Origin of the sequence: Burkholderia sp. AU27893, assembly GCF_002223205.1 — a bacterium.
In the GTDB taxonomy this organism is placed as follows: Bacteria; Pseudomonadota; Gammaproteobacteria; order Burkholderiales; family Burkholderiaceae; genus Burkholderia.
On the sequence record NZ_NKFD01000001.1, the window covers coordinates 713,228 to 731,326 of the forward strand.

The 18,099-nt window shown below is 69.2% G+C and carries 19 protein-coding genes; 7 read left to right on the forward strand and 12 right to left on the reverse strand.

Annotation, left to right across the window (positions count from 1 at the left end):
• Window positions 1–6: 6 nt before the first annotated feature.
• On the reverse strand, window positions 7–777 hold the full coding sequence (locus CFB47_RS03380) for an NAD(P)H-dependent oxidoreductase (protein WP_089460425.1): 771 nt from the start codon (window positions 775–777) through the stop codon (window positions 7–9).
• Between the two features lie 74 nt (window positions 778–851).
• On the opposite strand from CFB47_RS03380, the gene CFB47_RS03385 reads away from it, so the two are divergent.
• Window positions 852–1,226 (forward strand): helix-turn-helix domain-containing protein, encoded by a 375-nt coding sequence (locus tag CFB47_RS03385; RefSeq protein WP_089424511.1) that lies wholly within the window; start codon window positions 852–854, stop codon window positions 1,224–1,226.
• A gap of 57 nt (window positions 1,227–1,283) precedes the next feature.
• Here the strand turns inward: CFB47_RS03385 and mnmA are convergent, their stop codons facing one another.
• The 3 genes from mnmA to CFB47_RS03400 all read right to left on the reverse strand — a co-directional run bounded on the left by mnmA (window position 1,284) and on the right by CFB47_RS03400 (window position 3,947).
• The gene (gene mnmA / locus CFB47_RS03390) at window positions 1,284–2,432 is read right to left on the reverse strand and encodes a tRNA 2-thiouridine(34) synthase MnmA (RefSeq protein WP_089439247.1); all 1,149 of its coding nucleotides are present in this window, start codon (window positions 2,430–2,432) and stop codon (window positions 1,284–1,286) included.
• A complete protein-coding gene (locus tag CFB47_RS03395; protein ID WP_089439248.1) occupies window positions 2,429–2,938 on the reverse strand; it encodes an NUDIX hydrolase in 510 nt (169 codons plus the stop codon). Before CFB47_RS03395 ends, mnmA begins: the two co-directional genes overlap by 4 nt.
• A gap of 88 nt (window positions 2,939–3,026) precedes the next feature.
• Window positions 3,027–3,947 (reverse strand): LysR family transcriptional regulator, encoded by a 921-nt coding sequence (locus CFB47_RS03400; RefSeq protein WP_089460426.1) that lies wholly within the window; start codon window positions 3,945–3,947, stop codon window positions 3,027–3,029.
• A gap of 80 nt (window positions 3,948–4,027) precedes the next feature.
• Here CFB47_RS03400 and CFB47_RS03405 point away from each other — a divergent pair, with 80 nt between their 5' ends.
• Window positions 4,028–4,951, forward strand: coding sequence for a carbon-nitrogen hydrolase family protein (locus tag CFB47_RS03405; protein WP_089460427.1), 924 nt, complete (start codon window positions 4,028–4,030; stop codon window positions 4,949–4,951).
• 77 nt (window positions 4,952–5,028) lie between these two features.
• On the opposite strand, the gene CFB47_RS03410 is transcribed toward CFB47_RS03405, so the two are convergent.
• Window positions 5,029–5,715: a YafY family protein gene (locus CFB47_RS03410; protein WP_069746174.1), complete on the reverse strand. Its 687-nt coding sequence runs from the start codon at window positions 5,713–5,715 to the stop codon at window positions 5,029–5,031.
• Window positions 5,716–5,788: 73 nt separating this feature from the next.
• Window positions 5,789–6,193, reverse strand: a complete 405-nt coding sequence (locus CFB47_RS03415) for a VOC family protein (protein ID WP_089439251.1) — start codon at window positions 6,191–6,193, stop codon at window positions 5,789–5,791.
• A 169-nt stretch (window positions 6,194–6,362) separates the two neighbouring features.
• Between CFB47_RS03415 and CFB47_RS41625 the strand changes: the two genes are divergently transcribed.
• Entirely contained in the window at window positions 6,363–6,797 is a 435-nt protein-coding gene (locus CFB47_RS41625) for an SRPBCC domain-containing protein (protein ID WP_373453131.1), read from the forward strand.
• A 96-nt stretch (window positions 6,798–6,893) separates the two neighbouring features.
• Here CFB47_RS41625 and CFB47_RS03425 read toward each other — a convergent pair whose 3' ends face one another.
• The 6 genes from CFB47_RS03425 to CFB47_RS03450 all read right to left on the reverse strand — a co-directional run bounded on the left by CFB47_RS03425 (window position 6,894) and on the right by CFB47_RS03450 (window position 14,584).
• On the reverse strand, window positions 6,894–8,195 hold the full coding sequence (locus tag CFB47_RS03425; RefSeq protein WP_039361417.1) for a class I SAM-dependent RNA methyltransferase: 1,302 nt from the start codon (window positions 8,193–8,195) through the stop codon (window positions 6,894–6,896).
• A 165-nt stretch (window positions 8,196–8,360) separates the two neighbouring features.
• Window positions 8,361–10,484 carry a site-specific recombinase gene (locus CFB47_RS03430; protein WP_089455598.1) on the reverse strand — a complete coding sequence of 708 codons (2,124 nt, stop codon included), beginning with the start codon at window positions 10,482–10,484 and terminating at the stop codon, window positions 8,361–8,363.
• A gap of 471 nt (window positions 10,485–10,955) precedes the next feature.
• Window positions 10,956–11,684 (reverse strand): membrane integrity-associated transporter subunit PqiC, encoded by a 729-nt coding sequence (locus CFB47_RS03435; RefSeq protein WP_089455599.1) that lies wholly within the window; start codon window positions 11,682–11,684, stop codon window positions 10,956–10,958.
• Window positions 11,681–13,300 (reverse strand): intermembrane transport protein PqiB, encoded by a 1,620-nt coding sequence (locus CFB47_RS03440; RefSeq protein WP_089460429.1) that lies wholly within the window; start codon window positions 13,298–13,300, stop codon window positions 11,681–11,683. Before CFB47_RS03440 ends, CFB47_RS03435 begins: the two co-directional genes overlap by 4 nt.
• Window positions 13,293–13,922, reverse strand: a complete 630-nt coding sequence (locus CFB47_RS03445; protein WP_089460430.1) for a paraquat-inducible protein A — start codon at window positions 13,920–13,922, stop codon at window positions 13,293–13,295. Before CFB47_RS03445 ends, CFB47_RS03440 begins: the two co-directional genes overlap by 8 nt.
• Entirely contained in the window at window positions 13,919–14,584 is a 666-nt protein-coding gene (locus tag CFB47_RS03450) for a paraquat-inducible protein A (RefSeq protein ID WP_089439256.1), read from the reverse strand. The genes CFB47_RS03445 and CFB47_RS03450 overlap by 4 nt, the downstream gene beginning before the upstream one ends.
• A gap of 258 nt (window positions 14,585–14,842) precedes the next feature.
• Between CFB47_RS03450 and CFB47_RS03455 the strand changes: the two genes are divergently transcribed.
• The 4 genes from CFB47_RS03455 to CFB47_RS03475 all read left to right on the forward strand — a co-directional run bounded on the left by CFB47_RS03455 (window position 14,843) and on the right by CFB47_RS03475 (window position 18,081).
• Window positions 14,843–15,403: a cytochrome b gene (locus CFB47_RS03455; protein ID WP_089455602.1), complete on the forward strand. Its 561-nt coding sequence runs from the start codon at window positions 14,843–14,845 to the stop codon at window positions 15,401–15,403.
• A gap of 8 nt (window positions 15,404–15,411) precedes the next feature.
• Window positions 15,412–15,972, forward strand: coding sequence for a YceI family protein (locus tag CFB47_RS03460; protein ID WP_089439258.1), 561 nt, complete (start codon window positions 15,412–15,414; stop codon window positions 15,970–15,972).
• Window positions 15,973–16,037: 65 nt separating this feature from the next.
• Window positions 16,038–16,619: a YceI family protein gene (locus CFB47_RS03465; RefSeq protein WP_089439259.1), complete on the forward strand. Its 582-nt coding sequence runs from the start codon at window positions 16,038–16,040 to the stop codon at window positions 16,617–16,619.
• Window positions 16,620–16,803: 184 nt separating this feature from the next.
• Window positions 16,804–18,081: an MFS transporter gene (locus CFB47_RS03475; RefSeq protein WP_089455604.1), complete on the forward strand. Its 1,278-nt coding sequence runs from the start codon at window positions 16,804–16,806 to the stop codon at window positions 18,079–18,081.
• The last annotated feature ends 18 nt before the right edge of the window (window positions 18,082–18,099 follow it).

The window sequence follows — 18,099 nt, forward strand, 5'->3', positions numbered from 1 at the left end:
CGGCGACTACCGGCCGGCCTCGGCCGGGCGGATGAACGGGCTGTACGCCGGGGTGCCGGGCTTCAGCCGGGCGTCGTCGTCGAAGTCCTCGTCGCGGTTGAACGGCACGCGCGGCCACGCGGGCCAGTCGCGCAGCCGCGTGCGGTAGTCGACGAGGCAGCGTGCGAGGCGCGCGTCCTGCCGCCGCGCGGCATCGCCCGCGAGGCCGCCGCGGACGTCGTGGATCAGGTGCGGTTCGAGCACGTCGAAGCCGACGTAGCGCAGCGCGTACATGATCGGCCACAGCAGCAGACGGGTATCGCCTTCACGGCCGTCGGGCGCGCAGGCGGCGGCCGACGAGCCGGTCGTGACGCTCAGCAACGCGCGCCGCCCTTGCAGCACGCCGCGATCGTGGCGCTGCCGGCTGCTGTAAAGGCCGCCGTAGACGAAGACGCGATCCATCCAGCCCTTCAGGATCGCGGGCGCGCCGAACCACCACAGCGGGAACTGGAGGATCAGCGCATCGGCTTGCTTCAGCAGGCCGACGTGATGCGCGATCTCGGGCGCGAGCGTGTCGCGTTCCCAGTGATGGCGCTGCTCGCGCTGCGCGTCGAAGCGGGCGGTGTCGAGCCGGTCTGCGTAATGGTGCGGCGCTTCGCGCGGGTCGAACGCGTCTGCGTACAGGTTCGCGACCGTCGCGGTATGGCCGCCGGCGCGCCAGGCGTCGGCCGCCGCGCTGGCGAGGGTGGCGTTGAACGACTGCGGTTCGGGATGGGCGACGACGATCAGCGCATGCATGGCGGGCTCCGGGAGTGTGCGACGATGATGGCCGGCGGCGGTGGGGCCGCGCAATCACGCACCCGGAGGTAACCATGGCATTTCCCGGCGACGTCTATGCGGCGGACTGCTCGGCGCGCGATGCGCTCGCGCTGGTCGCCGGCAAATGGTCGCTGCTGATCCTGCCGGCGCTGGCCGAGCGGCCGCTGCGCAATGGCGAGCTGCTCAAGCGTATCGGCGGGATTTCCCAGAAGGTGCTGACGCAGACGCTGCGCGAGCTGGAGCGCAACGGGCTGATCGAACGCATCGCGGTGGCGGCGCGGCGCGCACACGTCGAGTACCGGTTGACGGCGGTGGCGGGGTCGCTCGTGGAGACGCTCGTGGCGCTCGACCGCTGGGCCGAGCGCCATTTTCCCGAGCTGGACGCGGCGCGCGAGCGCTACGACGCGTCGGTACGGAACATGCGATGAGCGGCGCGGCCGCGTCCGGCCGGCGCCCGCTTGCGCGGCGGCGCCGGCGGCAGTGCGTCAGCGGGCGAGCGCGAGGGCCGGTGCTTCGTTCGACTGCACGTTGCCGGACAGCGCGGATTCGATGATCCCGCCGCCGAGGCAGATCTCGCCGTCGTACAGCACGGCGGACTGGCCGGGCGTGACGGCCCACTGCGCGTCGTCGAACGCAAGCGAGAAGCGCGCTTCGCCCGCCGGGCCGGGCGTGGCGGCGCCGAATGCGCACGCCGCGTCGGCCTGCCGGTAGCGCGTCTTCGCACCGCACGCGAAACCTTCGGCTGGCGGTTCGCCGGCGACCCAGCTCACGTTGCCCGCGACCAGCTCGCGCGCCAGCAGCCACGGATGATCGTGGCCCTGCACGACGTACAGCGTGTTCGACGCGATGTCCTTCGCGGCGACGAACCACGGATCGCCGTTGCCGGTCTTGCTGCCGCCGAGGCCGATGCCCTTGCGCTGGCCGAACGTGTAGAACGCGAGGCCGATATGCTCGCCGACGACCTTGCCGTCCGGCGTCTTCATCGGGCCGGGTTTCGTCGGCAGATAGCGGTTCAGGAAATCGCGGAACGGCCGTTCGCCGATGAAGCAGATGCCGGTCGAATCCTTCTTCTTCGCGTTCGGCAGCCCGATCTGCGCGGCGATCTCGCGCACCTTCGTCTTCGGGATCTCGCCGAGCGGGAACATCGTCTTGGACAGCTGCGCCTGGTTCAGCCGGTGCAGGAAGTACGACTGGTCTTTCGTATGATCGAAGGCCTTCAGCAGTTCGAAACGCCCGTCACGCTCGCGCACGCGCGCATAGTGGCCGGTCGCGATCATTTCCGCGTCGAGCGACATCGCGTGATCGAGGAACGCCTTGAACTTGATCTCGGCGTTGCACAGCACGTCGGGATTCGGCGTGCGGCCGGCCGAGTATTCGCGCAGGAATTCGGCGAACACGCGGTCCTTGTATTCGGCCGCGAAGTTGACGGCTTCCACGTCGATGCCGATCAGGTCGGCCACCGACACGACGTCGATCCAGTCCTGGCGCGTCGAGCAGTATTCGCCGTCGTCGTCGTCTTCCCAGTTCTTCATGAACAGGCCGACCACGTCGTAACCCTGTTCCTTCAGCAGCCACGCGGTCACCGACGAATCGACGCCGCCCGACATGCCCACCACTACACGGCGCTTGCTCATTTGTTGACCGCCTGACGTTCGAATGCTTCGGGGCGCGGCGCGACCGAATGCGTGTGCACGAAATCGAGCGGAATGCGCCGCCCGGCGAGGTAATCGTCGACGCAGCGCATCACCGCGGGCGAGCGATGACGCTCGCCGCACGCGCGCAGCTCGTCGGCGGTCATCCACAGCGTGCGGACGATGCCGTCGTCGAGTACGTGGCCTGCGATCGGCTCGCTGGCCGTGCCGCAGAACGTGAAGCGCAGGTAGGTCGCGCCGGCGGTGCCGGGGCGGTCGTAGTGCGCGAGATAGACGCCGACGAGCGCGTCGGGCGTGAACGGGTGCGCGGTTTCCTCGAGCGTTTCTCGGATCACGGCGTCGGCCAGCGTTTCGCCGGCTTCGAGATGGCCTGCCGGCTGGTTGATGCGCAGGCCCGACGAGGTTTCTTCCTCGATCATGAGAAAGCGGCCGGCGTGCTCGACGAGCGCGGCGACCGTCACATGCGGGGTCCAGATTTCGGGTTTCATGGTTCGGCATTTTACCGGTTGCGCCCGAACGCTGCCGGTCGCTGCGCTAAACGAATCAGACCCTTTCAATTCGTCTGGGTTGCCGATTTCACGGCGCGACGAGATGGGCGATGCACGCGGCGATCGCGTCGCGTACGCGCACGATCGCCGGGTCGCGCTGCGTGCTCGTGCGCCAGCCGATTTCGACCGGGTAGTGCGGCAAGTCGACCGGGCAGGCGAGCGCGCGCAGCGGGGTGGATTGCGCGATCGCGCGTGCCGCGTGCGCGGGAATCGTCGCGACGGCGTCGGAACCGGCGAGCAGGTACGGCAACGCGGCGAAATGCGTGGTCGACGCCGCGACGCGCCGCTTGTGGCCGAGCGTCGCCAGCGCCTCGTCGACGATCCCGATCACGCCGCCCGACGATACGAGCAGGTGGTCGCGCCGCAGGAAATCGGCGAGCGTCAGCGTGCGCGGCGGCTTCGGGCTGGCGGCCGGGTCGATCAGGCACGCATAGCCGCCGGTCGCGACCGCGCGACGGCTGAGCCCGTTCGCCGAGAAGCCGCCGGATGCGATGGCAAGGTCGACGCCGTGGCGCAGCAGCGCGTCGCCGGCGATGCCGCTGTGCGTCTGCCGGAAGATCAGCCGGATGCCGGCGGCTTCCCGCGCGACGGCGTCGATCAGCGCGCGGCCGAGCGCGATCTCGAAGTCGTCCGACAGCCCGATCGAGATCGTGCGGCCGATGCGGTCGCCGCCGTCGGCCGCGATCGCGAGGCTTTCGCGGCAACGGTCGAGCGCGTCGGACAGAATCGGCTTCAGTTCGTCCGCGCGCGGCGTCGGCGCGAGCCCGCGGCCGGTGCGCACGAACAGCGGATCGGCGTAGATCACGCGCAGCCTCGCGAGCGCCGCGCTCACCGCCGACTGCGTGAGGCCGAGCCGCAGCGCCGCGCGGCTCGCGCCGCCTTCCTCGTACAGCGCCTCGAACACCTTCAGCAGGTTCAGGTCGAGGCCGGCGATATCATCTGCATTCATGACACTTATCGTTCTATCGATTTGATCGATGACATCTTATCGATAAAGATGGCGTTACCCCATTCACCGGAGACGCCTTCATGTCCACGTCAGTCATCGCCGCGCTGCAGATCGGCGCATCGCCCGCCGGCACGCGCGCCACGCTCGACACGATCCTCGGCTACGAAACCGCGATCCGCGACAGCGGCGCGTCGCTCGTCGTGCTGCCCGAGGCCGTGCTCGGCGGCTATCCGAAAGGCGAGATCTTCGGCACGCGGCTCGGTTACCGGTTGCCCGAAGGCCGCGACGCGTATGCGCGCTACGCCGCGCAGGCGATCGACGTGCCGGGGCCGGAAACCGACGAGCTGGCCGCGCTGTCGCAGCGCACGGGCGCGAGCCTCGTGGTCGGCGTGATCGAGCGCGGCGGCAGCACGCTGTACTGCACGGCGCTGTTCTTCGATCCGCGGGACGGGCTCGTCGCGAAGCACCGCAAGCTGATGCCGACCGGCACCGAGAGGCTGATCTGGGGGCAGGGCGACGGCTCGACGCTGCCGGTCGTCGACACGGCCGCGGGCCGCGCGGGCGCCGCGATCTGCTGGGAGAACCACATGCCGCTGCTGCGCTGCGCGATGTACGCGAAGGGTGTGCAGATCTGGTGCGCGCCGACCGTCGACGAGCGCGACGTCTGGCAGAGCTCGATGCGGCATATCGCGCACGAAGGGCGCTGCTTCGTCGTCAGCGCATGCCAGGTGCAGCCGTCGCCGCGCGCGCTCGGCATCGACGTGCCGGGCTGGGATCCGGAGCGGCCGCTGATTCGCGGCGGCAGCGTGATCGTCGGGCCGCTCGGCGACCTGCTGACGGAGCCGCTGATCGGCGAAGCCGGGCTCGTGACCGCGCGCGTGGATACAGATGAACTCGTGCGGGCGCGCTACGACTTCGACGTGGTCGGGCATTACGCGCGCCCCGACGTGTTCTCGCTGCACGTCGACGAGCGGCCGAAGCGGACGGTGGTGTTCGGCGGGTAGGATGGGCGGGGTGCGGCTTGGCGGCCCGGAACAGGGACAGCGGCGGCGGCGCGCAACGCGCCCGCCGTCGTGCCGCGTCAGCGCATCGGCGCTTCCGCGATCCGCATGTAGTCGGCGATCCGCCGCCCTTCCATGTCCGGAAACTGCTCGTGCACGGTGATGTCGCCCATCCGCGCGATGTCGAAGGTGCGGAAATCGTCGCGCAGCTCGCACCACGCGCCGATCGTCCAGCGCCCGCCCCAGTAGACGAGCCCGAGCGGCCATACGCGGCGTTGCGAATGCGCGCCGAGCCGGTCGCGGTAGCCGAAGCTGACGACGTGGCGCGTGTCGATGGCCTGGTGGATCGCGTCGACTTTCGCGCAAAACGTCTCGTCGATGTGGAACGACGGCGCGAACACGGGCAGGCGGTCGAGCGCCGTGCGCTTGTCGGCCGGCATCGCCGACGCGATCTTCGCGAGCGCCGAGCGCGCGCCGCTCGCGAAGCGCGCACCGCCCCAGGTCTCGAGCATGCGTGCGCCGGTGGCGAGCGCCGCCAGTTCCTCGGCCGTGAACGTGAGCGGCGGCAGGCTCGCGTTGCGGTTCAGCCGGTAGCCGATGCCGGCTTCGCCTTCGATCGGCACCCCTGACAGTTGCAGGTCGCGCACGTCGCGATAGACGGTGCGCGGCGACACCGACAGCCAGTCGGCCAGTTGCTGCGCGGTCGTGAGACGACGGCCGCGCAGCAGCTCGGCGATCTGGAACAGGCGGTCGGCACGGCGCGTCATGACGGCACCTCGATTCCAACGGCAGTGGGGACTTCGCGATGATAGCGCCGCGCGGGCCCGACGGCCGCCGCGTTCAGTGGCATTTCGGCGCGTGCAGGCCGACGCGGTTGCCTTCGGTGTCGATCAGGTAGCCGACGTAGCCGTAGTTGTTCGGCAGCTCGACGACCGAGCCCTGCACGACGCCGCCCGCGCGCTTCGCGCGTTCGAGCGCCGCGACGACCGATTCGCCGGCGTTCAGGTAGACGAGCACGCCGTTCGCGCTCGGCTTCAGCTGCTGCGGGTCGAACACGATGCTGCCGCCCGTGCTCGATGCGTCGCGATCGAACGTGGCCATCGGCACGCCGCCGATGACGGCGCGCTGCAGCGTCGTCTGCAGCACGGTTTCGTAAAAGCGGATCGCCCGGTCGAAATCGAGGGACGGAATGTCGAACCACGCGATCGCGCGCTCCAGCGTGGCATTGGCGGTTGCAGACGTCATGACGAGCTCCTTGTTGCGTTGTTTGTTGTTCGGGTTCGGTGCGGAAACCAGCCTTGCATTGCGCCGGGATTGCAGTGTGATCGCGGCCTGCTGACACCGTATTGTCAGTAGAGTTGTCACCCCCTGACATGCAACTGCTTGGTTGCGTAACAAGGCCATTGACCCGGGAGTGGCATGGATCTCGTTTTCAAGGCGCTGGCCGACGCCACGCGCCGCCGGGTGCTCGATTTGCTGCACGCGAAAAGCGGGCAGACGCTGTCCGAACAGTGCTACGGGCTCGCGCCGGGAGCATCGGGACTACGACGATCCGTCGCGGGTCGACATCGTCGGCGAAGGGGGCGAGAACGATCCGCCGCACCGGCTGGTCGTCACGTGGCGTACGCCGTCAGGAGAGGGGAAGGCGTCGCGCGTGACCTGTCTCGTCGAGCCGCACGAGGGAGTCGTGAAGCTGACCGTCGCGCACGACGGGGTGGTGCCGGGCTCGGAGATGGATCGCGGGATTCGCGGCGGCCGGCCGGTCGTGCGGTCGAGCCTGAAGACGCTGCTCGAGACGGGGCAGGCACTGCCGTTCACGATGGGGCGCCGGGCGTGCTCGACGCACTGAAACGAAACGCCGCCGTTGCCGCGGGTGCGGTAACGGCGGCGTTCCAGGTGCCGCAGCGGGGCCGCACCGGCGGCCCCGCTGCGGTCATGATGCAGGTTACGCGTCGCCTTCCGGCGTGGCCGGGCGCGCCTTCACGCTGCCGGCGATCAGGTCGAAGCGGAACAGCCGGCATTCGAGCGCGCCGTTGAACAGCGGCGTCTTCGCCGACTCGCGCAGCCGCAGCTGGCCCGGCAGCGAACGGTCGGACGTCAGCAGGAACGCCTGCCAGCCGGTGAAGCGCTGCTTCAGCGCATCGCCGAGCGCGTTGAAGAACTCGCTGTCGGGCGCGTCGGTGTGGGTGCGGCGGAACGCGTCGTCGTTGCCGCGGTTGCGGCCCGTCTCGCGCACCTCGCCGCGCGCGCTGCGGCCGCGCACCTCGATCCGCTCGCCGTACGGCGGGTTCGCGAGGATGATGCCCGGGCCGTCGCACGGCGGCGTCATCCCGCGCGCGTCGACCTGCTTGAGCCATACCGACGGCACGCCCGCACGCTCGAGGTTCGCGCGCGCCTTCTCGAGCATGTCGCCGGAGATGTCGCTGCCGTACACGCCGAGCGCTTCGCCGCGTTTGCCGCGCGCCGCGCGCTTCGCGTCCAGCGCCGGGACCTTCAGCCCCTGCCACGCGGTGATGTCGTACTGCTTGAGCTTCTCGAAGCCGAACCGGCGCTCGACGCCCGGCGCCACGCCGAGTGCGATCTGCGCGGCTTCCGCGAGGAAGGTGCCGCTGCCGCACATCGGGTCGTACAGCGCCGTGCCGGGCGTCCAGCCCGTCAGGCGCAGGATGCCGGCCGCGAGGTTCTCGCGCAGCGGCGCCGCGCCCTTGTCGAGACGCCAGCCGCGCTTGAACAGCGGCTCGCCCGACGTGTCGAGATACAGCGTGCACTCGCCCGCCGTCAGGAAGGCGAACACGCGCACGTCCGGCGCACCGGTGTCGATGCTCGGGCGCGCGCCGGTCTTGTCGCGCATCCGGTCGCAGATCGCGTCCTTCACGCGCAACGTCGCGAATTCGAGGCTCTTCAGCGGGGACTTGATCGCGGTGATGTCGACGCGCAGCGTCTGCGTCGCCGCGAACCAGCGCTCCCACGGCTGCTCGAGCGCGAGCGCGTAGACGTCCTGCTCGTTGCGGTACGCGCGGTGCGCGATCTTCAGCAGGACCCGGCTCGCGATCCGCGAATGGAGGTTCGCGGCCATGCCGGCGGCCCAGCCGCCGCTGAAGTGGACGCCGCCCGGCACCTGCGCGCCCGCGGTGAACGGCGCGCCGTTCAGGTGGCGGCCGGCGATTTCGGCCAGCTCGGCGGCAAGCGCCGCTTCGAGGCCGCGCGGGCAGGGGGCGAAGAATTCGTACAGGGTGGGCGAGGACATAAGGCGGGTGAGGACGTGCAAAAGTCCACTATTGTACGCGGCGCGGGCGGCCGGGGCCGCCGTTGCGTCGCCTTTCGGTGCCGCGGCGCGGGCCGGGGCGCCGCGCAGGCGGGCCGGCAGGCCGCGCGGCGGCGCCCGGACGGGCGCCGCCATGCCGCCGCAGGCTCAGTGCGAGCCCGGCTGGCCGGCGCGCGCGGCTGGGCCGCTGCCCGGCCAGAACAGCGCGAGCGGATTCGACAGCACGGTGCGGACGATCGCGCCGACGAGCGCGCGCACCTTGGTCCGGCGCAGGCTGCGCGAGCGCACGGCCATCGTGAACGCGAGCGCGAAGCTCACGAGCACGTTCAGGATCGCCATGCTGAGCACGCCGGCGCCGGCCCACCACAGCTCGGGCGTGCCGAGCGCATCCTTGCCCAGCACGCCGAGCGCGATGCCGATCGAGCCGGCCGACAGCGTCACGTGGCGCACCTCGAACGGGAACATGAACACGGTGACGATCGCCGGAACGAGGCCGAGCATCAGGCCGAGCCCGACGTTCGCGACCACGCCGGCCACGTTCGACCGGCAGAAGTGCGCGAGCTTCGCGGCACCGGCCTGACCGAGCGTGAGGCGCAGCCGGCGGTTGTACGTGAGCGCGTCGCCGACCCGGTGCAGCACGAACCAGTTGTCGGCCCAGCCCGCGAGCAGGCTCGACGCCCACAGCAGCACGCCGGTCAGCGCCGCGTAGAGCGGCGTCGGGCCGAGCAGCGAGAACGAGTGCAGGGTCGTGTGCGCCTTCTCCGGCGAGATCAGGTTCGCGTGCATCACGTTGCTCGCGAACAGCTGCACCAGCAGGCACACGGGCAGCACGACGAGTACGTTGCCGGAAATCGCGGCGGCCTGCGTGCGGATCAGCGCGATCACCGACGCGACGAACGCCTTCACGCCTTCCTCGTGGCCGGTGTCGTCGAGCTCGCGCGCGAGGGTCGGCGCGGTCATCGCGGGCTGCTTGGTCGCGAGCGTGAAGTGCAGGAAGTGCATCAGCATGAAGCTGGCCGCGTAGTTGACGCCCGCGAGCAGCCCTTCGAGCATCGACTGCAGGTGCGCGCCCGTGATCGCGAACTTCACGCACACGGTCACGACCGTGACGAGCCCGCCGCCCGCGGCCATCCGCAGCATCTTCAGGTACTCGGCGCGGCCGCGCGAGATGTAGTGCTCGCCGGTGTCCGCGTTGGTCTCGACGAGCTTGCGCGCGAACAGCGAGAAGTTGCTGCGCACGAGGTGCGACACGCTCTGGCTGTTGTGGTTCGCGTCGACGAGCTCGGCCGTCAGGTGCGCCATGCCGTGCAGGTCGTCGCGCGCCATCCACGCGTTCAGCAGCATCTCGGCGCGCACGATGCGCATGCGCATCCGTTCGACCTGGAACACGATGTCGACCGATACGCCGTTGCGGTACAGGTGCGAGAACACGTCGTCGACGGCGATCCGGCATTCGTCGAGCAGCACGCGCAGGTAGTTCACCTCGTGCAGCAGCTTGCTCGGGTCGCCGCCGTCCTCGACGGCCGCGTGCGCGGTCTCGACCGCGAGCATCGCGCGCGTGAGGCGGTAGAACGGCTGCGTTTCGAGCGGTTTGCGCGCATCGTCGTCGGAGAGCCGGCTGCGCACCGTCTGCGACAGGCCGGTCGAGCTGATCTGGCAGGTCAGGTTGTGCAGCGCGGCCAGCAGGTCGCGCGAGAACGAGCCCGGCTCGTGGCGCTCTTCGTCGGTGACGTCGAACGAGATCAGCTCGGCGAGGCGCGTGAGGAGATCGTCGGGAAGCGCGTCGATCCATTGCGCGTCTTCCGGCGTCGGGAACATCAGCGTGAACAGCGCGGACAGCTCGCGGCGGTTCGGCGCGGGCGGGATCAGCGACGAGTCGATCCGCTCGAACAGCGCGCCGAAGAAGCCCGAGTGCACGGGCATGCCGGCGTCGCACAGGAGCGAGATGCCGTCGCACTCGCGCAGGATGCCGCGCAGGATGCGCGCGGCGTGGGTTTTCCACGCGGGGTTGCGATCGAGCACGTGGAACAGGTAGCGCAACCGCGCATGGGCCGGATACGCGCGCGCATCGGCGTCGCGATCGGCCGGCGCGTCCTGGGCGGCCTGCATCGCGCCGGTGCGGCGCAGCCAGTGCGCGAGCTCGATCAGCCATTCGCTGCGCTCGGCGTACGACGCATCGGCGTCGGCGTGCGCGAGCAGCGCATCGAGCTGGTGACCGGCATTGCGCGACGCGCGCCACTTCTTGATCAGGGTCGTCAGGGAACGAAGCATAAACGGAATAACGAAAGCCCTCGGCGGGCGGGTTCGGATTGCCGGCCGGGGAAACGGCGCGGCGCCGGGGAGAACGGGTGAGACGGGGCCGGTTGCCGGACGAGGCGCGGCGACCCGCGATGCGGCTGCCCCGCTGCGGTGCACGCCGATCGCGTGCAGGCGCCGGGAGGCACGGCGGTCGGGCCGAACGCGGCCCGGCGCCGCTGGCTGGCGCGCACGACGAACGGCGCGAGCCGGAAAGTGCGTAGGATCGTCAATCGGGCCGGAAAACGCAAGCCGACCGTGTGGCATGGCGCCGGTTCCGGCCGACTTTGACAAACAGTGCAAATTGGCCGTTTGGCCGATGAGCGTGACGGGAGGCGGGCGGCGCCGCAACGCCGACGGCGGCCGGCGCGTCGGCGACGATCGAGGTCATGCCGCCCGAAACCGCGCAGGCGGGCACGCCATCGAGCTCGCCTGCGCCCCGACCGCTTACGCGCCGGACTTGCCCGTCGCGCCGGCGTCGCCGCCGGAGGTCGGGTTGGCCGGGCACGGCACGACCGGCGCGACGGCCGTCTTGCTGCCGGCAGCGGGCGCCGCGGCAGTCGCCGTGCCGCGGCGCGCGGCCATCGCGCGCACGCCGGCCGCGGCTTGCGTGGCGATCACGTCGAGCGCGCGCCGGTGGCCGGCGACGAGCGCGTCGTAGCCGTCGGCGACCGGTTGCGCGACGCTCGTGCGGCAGGTCATCACGGCCTGCGTGGCGAGCGAGCGCACGCTCCATACGGCGTCGACCGCCGCGCGTTTGCCGGGCCACGACTCGAAGCGCTGCACGTTCACGCTGATCCGGTACACGGGCACGCCGGGCGGAGTCGCGGAATTCGCGACGTCGATCGTGCCGAGCTGCGCGGCGAGATCGTCCGACAGCGCGCGGCGGATCTCGTCGGCGGGCGGCGACGCCCAGCGTTCCTGCTCGAGCACGTCGACCTGCGCGGCGTTCTTCTGCACGACCAGCTGGTTCTTCGCGACCTGCTCGGGCACGCCGACGGCCGGCACCTCGATCAGGAACGCCGGGTTGGCCGGCGCGGTGCGCAGCGGCGCCGCGGCATCGGCCGGGCTGAGCGTGTAGAACCGCGCGGGCGGCGAGCTGCACGCGGCGAGCGCGAGGGCGGCGACAGCCGCCGCCGCGCCGCTCGCGAAACCGTTCACGCGTGTGGTCGTCATTGTTTATCTCCTGGCTTGCCCTTGAGCAGCGATTCGGGGTGGCGCTCCAGATAGTCGGCGAGCGCGTTCAGCGATTGCAGCGTGCGCGTGAGCTCCTTCAGCGCGCCGCGCACGTCGGACTGCAGCGGCGAATCCTGCTGCAGCGTCGCTTCGGCGGTCGAGAAGGTCTGCTTCGCGGCCGACAGCGTGTCGCGCGCTTCCGGCGCGACCTGCGTGTCGAGCTGCTTGAACAGCTTGTCGGCGTTCGACAGCGCGCTGTTCAGGTTCGCGCCGATCTGGTCGAACGGCACCTTGTCGAGCTTCTTCGCGATGTCGGCGACCTGCAGCTGCAGCTCGTCGAGCGTGTTCGGCACGGTCGGCAGCTCGAGCGGCTGGCGCGTCGTGTCGATCTTCACGGCCGGCGCCTTCGGGAAGAAGTCGAGCGCGACGTACAGCTGGCTCGTCAGCAGGTTGCCGGTGCGCAGCTGGCCGCGCAGCCCGTGCTGGACGAGCCGCTCGACGATCTCGCGGCGGGCCGGTTCGCCCTTGCTCTCGATCGTTTCGCGGAAGCGGCGGCCGAGGCGTTCCGGATACACGTTGATCGTCACCGGCATCAGGAAGTTCTTCGTCTTCGGATCGAAGTCGATGCCGATGTTCGTCACTTCGCCGAGCACGATGCCGCGGAAGTCGACCGTCGCGCCGACCGCGAGCCCGCGCAGCGACTGGTTGAAGTTCATCACGACCTGCAGCGGCTGGCCGTCCGGGTCGCGCATCGCGTCGCCCTCGTCGGACGCGAGGCGGAACGTCGTGTTGTTCGGCGCCGTCGCGCCGGAGCCCTGGTTCGGCGGCGTCTGGAACGCGATGCCGCCGAGGATCACCGTCGCGAGCGACTGCGTGTTCAGCTTCAGGCCGCTCGAGTCGAGCCGCAGGTCCACGCCGCTTGCCTGCCACCAGCGCGAATTCACGCCGACGTACTGGTCGTACGGCGCATTGACGAACACGTTGAACGTGACGCCGGTGCCGTCCTTGTCGAGCGAGAAGCCGACCACCTGGCCGACCTGCACGCGGCGGTAGTAGACCGGCGAGCCGATGTCGACCGAGCCGAGCGAATCGCCGCGCAGCACGTACTGCGTGCCTTTCTGGTCGCCCGTGACGGCGGGCGGTGACTCGAGGCCGGTGAAGTCGGTCAGCGTATCCTCCGAGCGCCCGGCGTCCACGCCGATGTACGCACCCGACAGCAGCGTGCCGAGCCCCGACACGCCGGTCGCGCCGACGCGTGGCCGCACGATCCAGAAGCGCGAGCCCTTGACCGCGAAATCCTCCGCCTCCTTCTTGAGCTGCACCTGGACGAGCACGCGCGACAGGTCTTTCGACAGCTTGATCGTCTTGACCATGCCGATCTCGACGTCCTTGTACTTGACCTGGGTCTTGCCGGGCTCGAGCCCTTCGGCGCTGTGGAAGCTGATCGTGATTTCCGGGCCGCGCTCGCGCACGGACTTGATCACGAGGCCGATGCCGATCAGCGCGGCGATCAGCGGCACGAGCCAGACGAGCGAAGGCAGCCAGCCGCTTTTCGTCGAGATCGTCGGATCGGGCGGCCGGGGCGCGTCGTGCTGCGAGCCTTGTGGACTATTCATGGTGATTCCCTGAGGTTTCGACTGGATCCCAGATCAGGCGGGGATCGAACTGCATCGATGCGAGCATCGTCAGGATCACGACGGAACCGAACGCGAGCGCGCCGGGGCCGGCCGTGATGATGGCGAGCGAACGAAAATGGACGAGCGCGACGGTCAGCGTCACGACGAAGATGTCGAGCATCGACCAGCGGCCGATGCGTTCGACGATCCGGAACAGGCGCGTGCGCTGCAGCGGCCGCCAGGCGGCGCGGCGCTGCGCGCTGATCACGAGGATCAGCAGCACGCCGAGCTTGAGCATCGGCACGAGGATGCTCGCGACGAACACGACGATGGCAAGCGGCCAGTCGCCGGAGACCCAGAAATAGATCACGCCGCTCATGATCGTGTCTTCCTGCGAACCGACGATCGACGCGGTGCGCATGATCGGCAGCAGGTTCGCGGGAATGTAGAGGATCGCGGCGGCGAGCAGCAGCGCCCACGTGCGCATTACGCTGTTCGGCGTGCGGAAGTGAAGGGCGCTGCCGCAGCGCGCGCAGTGTGCGTGCGGATGGTCGAGCGTCTGCACGAGGCCGCATGCGTGGCAGCTGGCGTAGCCCTCGCGGGCGGCGGTCGGGATCGTCATCGGCGGGCGGCTTCCGGCAGCGGGGCGGCATCGTCGGGCTGCCCGGGCGAGCGGCCCGCGCGCAGGTCGTCGGCGATGTCCCACAGCGTGCGCGGATCGAACATCAGCACGACGGCGATCATCAGCGTGAGCGCGGCGAACGCGAACAGCGCGGCCTCGGGAACCACTCTTGCAAGACTCACCATCTTCACGATCGTCACGAGGATGCCGAGCATGAACACCTCGATCATGCCCCACGGCCGCACGAGCTCGATCGCGCGCAGCACCAGGTTGAAGCCGGGCGGTACGACGCCGCGCCGGATCGGCAGCAGCAGGTACAGCAGCGCGGCCATCTCGACGAGCGGGAACAGCACGGTCGAGCAGAACACCATCACGCCGACGATCGCCATGTCCTGGTGCCACAGCGAATCGATCGCGCCGATCAGCGTGGTCTGCACGCGGTTGCCGTTCACGTCCATTTCGAGGATCGGGAACGCCTGCGCGATCGTGAACGTGATCAGCGCCGCGAGCGCGAGCGCGCAGATCCGCTCGATCTGCGCGGTGCTGTTGCGATAGAGCAGCGCGTCGCAGCGCGGGCAGCGCGCGATTTCACGTCCGCTCAGGCGCGGTTTGTGCAACAGTGCGTCGCACTCGTGGCAGGCAATCAGGTCGTTTCGTTGCATGGAAAAGGCAGTGGTGCGACGGCTGGGGAGACGCGTCGACGGGGCCGGAACCCGCGCCAATCTTACCAAAAGGCCTTTTTCGGCGTGTCAACGATCGCGGGTTCGGTGACCGATCGGTAACATGACAGGAAGCTGTCAGCCGGCTGGCGGGCCTGTCTTCAGAGTCCGCGCGCGTCAAAAGGTTGCGGTAGCATGGCGCCCTTGACAAGCGTCGGACGAATTTCCGGCGCGGCCGTTCGCTGAACTGAGGAATCCAAGATGGCATCGAAATCGCTGCCGGCCACGCCGGTACGCTATACGCAGACGGCGATCGCGCTGCACTGGCTGATCGCGCTGCTGATCGTCTGCGCGTTCGCGATGGGCTGGGTGATGACCGACATCCCCGGCTTCACGCCGACCAAGCTGAAGTACTTCTCGTGGCACAAGTGGATGGGCGTGACGATATTCGCGCTGGTCGTCATCCGCGTGCTGTGGCGGGCCACCCACGTGCCGCCGGCGCTGCCGGGCGGCACGCCCGCGTGGCAGCGCGCGGCGTCGCACGGCGTGCACATCCTGCTGTACCTGCTGATGATCGTGATTCCGGTGACGGGCTACCTGTACAGCTCGGCGTCGAACATCCCGGTGGTCTACCTCGGCATCGTGCCGCTGCCGCGGCTGATCGACCCCGATCCGGTGCTGAAGGAAACCTTCAAGACGCTTCACGTGTCATTGAATTACATTCTGCTTGCGCTCGTTTCGCTGCACGTGGTCGCGGCGCTCAAGCACCAGTTGTTGGACCGCGACGGCCTGCTGTCGCGGATGCTTCCCTTTGCCAAATGAAGGATCCCATGAAAGTGTCTTTCTCCCGCTCCATGCTGACCGCGTTCGCCGCGGTGTCACTTGTCGCGTCGGGCGCGGCGCTCGCCGATGTCGATCTCGCGAAGAGCAAGGTGTCCGCCGTGTCGAAGCAGATGAACGTGCCGACCGAAGGCACGTTCAAGAAGTTTTCCGCGCAGGTGAAGTTCGACCCGGCGAAAGCCGCGCAGGGCAGCGCCCAGATGACGATCGACGTCGCGAGCTATGACCTCGGCGACAAGATGTACAACGACCAGGTTGCCGGCAAGGACTGGTTCGACGCGAAGGCGTATCCGCAGGCCACGTTCGTGTCGTCGGCGATCGCGCCGGCGGGCGGCAACAAGTACAACGTGACCGGCAAGCTGACGATCAAGGGCAAGTCCGAGAACGTCACGGTGCCCGTCACGGTCACGCAGAGCGGCGCGACGCAGACCTTCGACGGCGTGCTGCCGATCAAGCGCTCGGCGTTCAACGTCGGCACCGGCGAGTGGAAGGATACGTCGGTCGTCGCGGACGAAGTGCAGATCAAGTTCCATCTCGTCGCCACCAAGTAAGCGGCGGATTGTCGCCTCACCCGAATGCCGCGCGAGGGCGCGGCGCCGTTCCAAGGAGAAAAGGTTTGAAAAAGCAACTGATCATCGCCGCAGGCGCGCTGGCAGCGTCGCTGTCGTTCTCGGCATTCGCCGAAAGCGTCACGTACCAGTTCGACCCGAGCCACACGTACCCGAGCTTCGAGGCTGACCACATGGGCGGCCTGTCGGTCTGGCGCGGCAAGTTCGACAAGTCGAGCGGCACCGTGACGCTCGACCGCGCGGCGAAGACGGGGACGGTCGACGTGACGACCGACATCGCGTCGATCCACACCGGCAGCACGAAGCTCGACGAGCATCTGCAGACGGCCGAGTTCTTTGACGTCGCCAAGTTCCCGCAGGCGAACTACAAGGGCGCGATCAAGTTCGACGGCGACAAGCCGGTATCGGTGGTCGGCAACCTGACGCTGCATGGCGTCACGAAGCCGGTCACGCTGAAGATCGACTCGTTCAAGTGCATGCCGCACCCGATGCTCAAGCGTGAAGTGTGCGGCGTCGACGCCGTCGGCGAATTCGACCGCAGCGATTTCGGCCTCGACTACGGCAAGCAGTACGGCTTCAAGATGAAGACGAAGCTGCTGATCACGGCCGAAGCGCTCAAGCAGCAGTAAGCCCGCCGGTCGGGCCGCCCTTCGCGCCGTCCCGTCGCGAGTCCGCCGCCGCGTTCCCGTCAGGGGCGCGGCGGTTTTTATTTGCGCGCCTATAATCGCCCGAGCGCCGTGCGCGGCGCCGGGCAGGCCGACGGCGCGCGAGCGGCCGCCTCGAACAGAACGTACAACGACAAGGAGATCGCCGATGCATGCCGTCACGCAGTCCCGTTCCATTGCCTCGTCGCCGCGCGTGTGGCGCGCGGTGGTTGCCGCGTCGATCGGCAATGCGCTCGAGTGGTTCGATCTCGTCGTCTACGGCTTCTTCGCGGTGACGATCTCGAAGCTGTTCTTCCCGGCCGGCAACGACACCGTGTCGCTGCTGCTCACGCTCGGCACGTTCGGCGTGTCGTTCTTCATGCGCCCGCTCGGCGCGATCGTGCTCGGCGCGTATGCCGACCGCGCGGGGCGCAAGGCCGCACTCACGCTGTCGATCCTGCTGATGATGGGCGGCACGCTGATCATCGCGGTGCTGCCGACCTACGAGACGATCGGCGTCGCGGCGCCGGTGATCCTCGTCGCCGCGCGGCTGATGCAGGGCTTTTCCGCCGGCGGCGAGTTCGGCAGCGCGACCGCGTTCCTCGCCGAGCACGTGCCGGGCCGGCGCGGCTTCTTCGCGAGCTGGCAGGTCGCGAGCCAGGGGCTCACGACGCTGCTCGCCGCCGGCTTCGGCACCGTGCTGAACGCGCAGCTCACGGCCGCGCAGATGGCGTCGTGGGGCTGGCGCGTGCCGTTCTTCTTCGGCCTGCTGCTCGGGCCGGTCGCGTACTACATCCGCACGAAGGTCGACGAGACGCCCGAATTCCTCGCGGCGGAAGGCACCGCGAACCCGCTGCGCGACACGTTCGCGTCGCACAAGGCGCGCCTCGTCGCCGCAATGGGCGTGGTCGTGCTCGGCACCGTCGCGACTTATCTCGTGCTGTTCATGCCGACCTACGGCGTGAAGCAGCTCGGCCTCGCGCCGTCGGCCGCGTTCGCGGCGATCCTGGTGGTCGGCGTGATCCAGATGGCGTTCGCGCCGCTCGTCGGCCACTGGTCGGACACCTACGGCCGCGTGCGCGTGATGATCGCGCCGGCCGTCGGCATCCTCGTGCTGATCTACCCGGCGTTCGCGTACCTGGTCGCCCATCCGGGCTTCGGCACGCTGATCGCGCTGCAGGTGCTGCTCGCGTTCCTGATGACGGGCTACTTCGCGGCGCTGCCGGGTTTGCTGTCCGAAGTGTTTCCGGTGCAGACGCGCACGACGGGGATGTCGCTCGCGTACAACGTCGCGGTGACGATCTTCGGCGGCTTCGGGCCGTTCATCATCGCGTGGCTGATCAAGGCGACCGGGATGAAGACCGCGCCGAGCTTCTACCTGATGTTCGCGGCCGTGCTGAGCCTCGTGGCGCTGGTCGTGCTGCGCAAGCGGTTCGGGTTCCGGTAACGGGACGGGCGGCGCGTA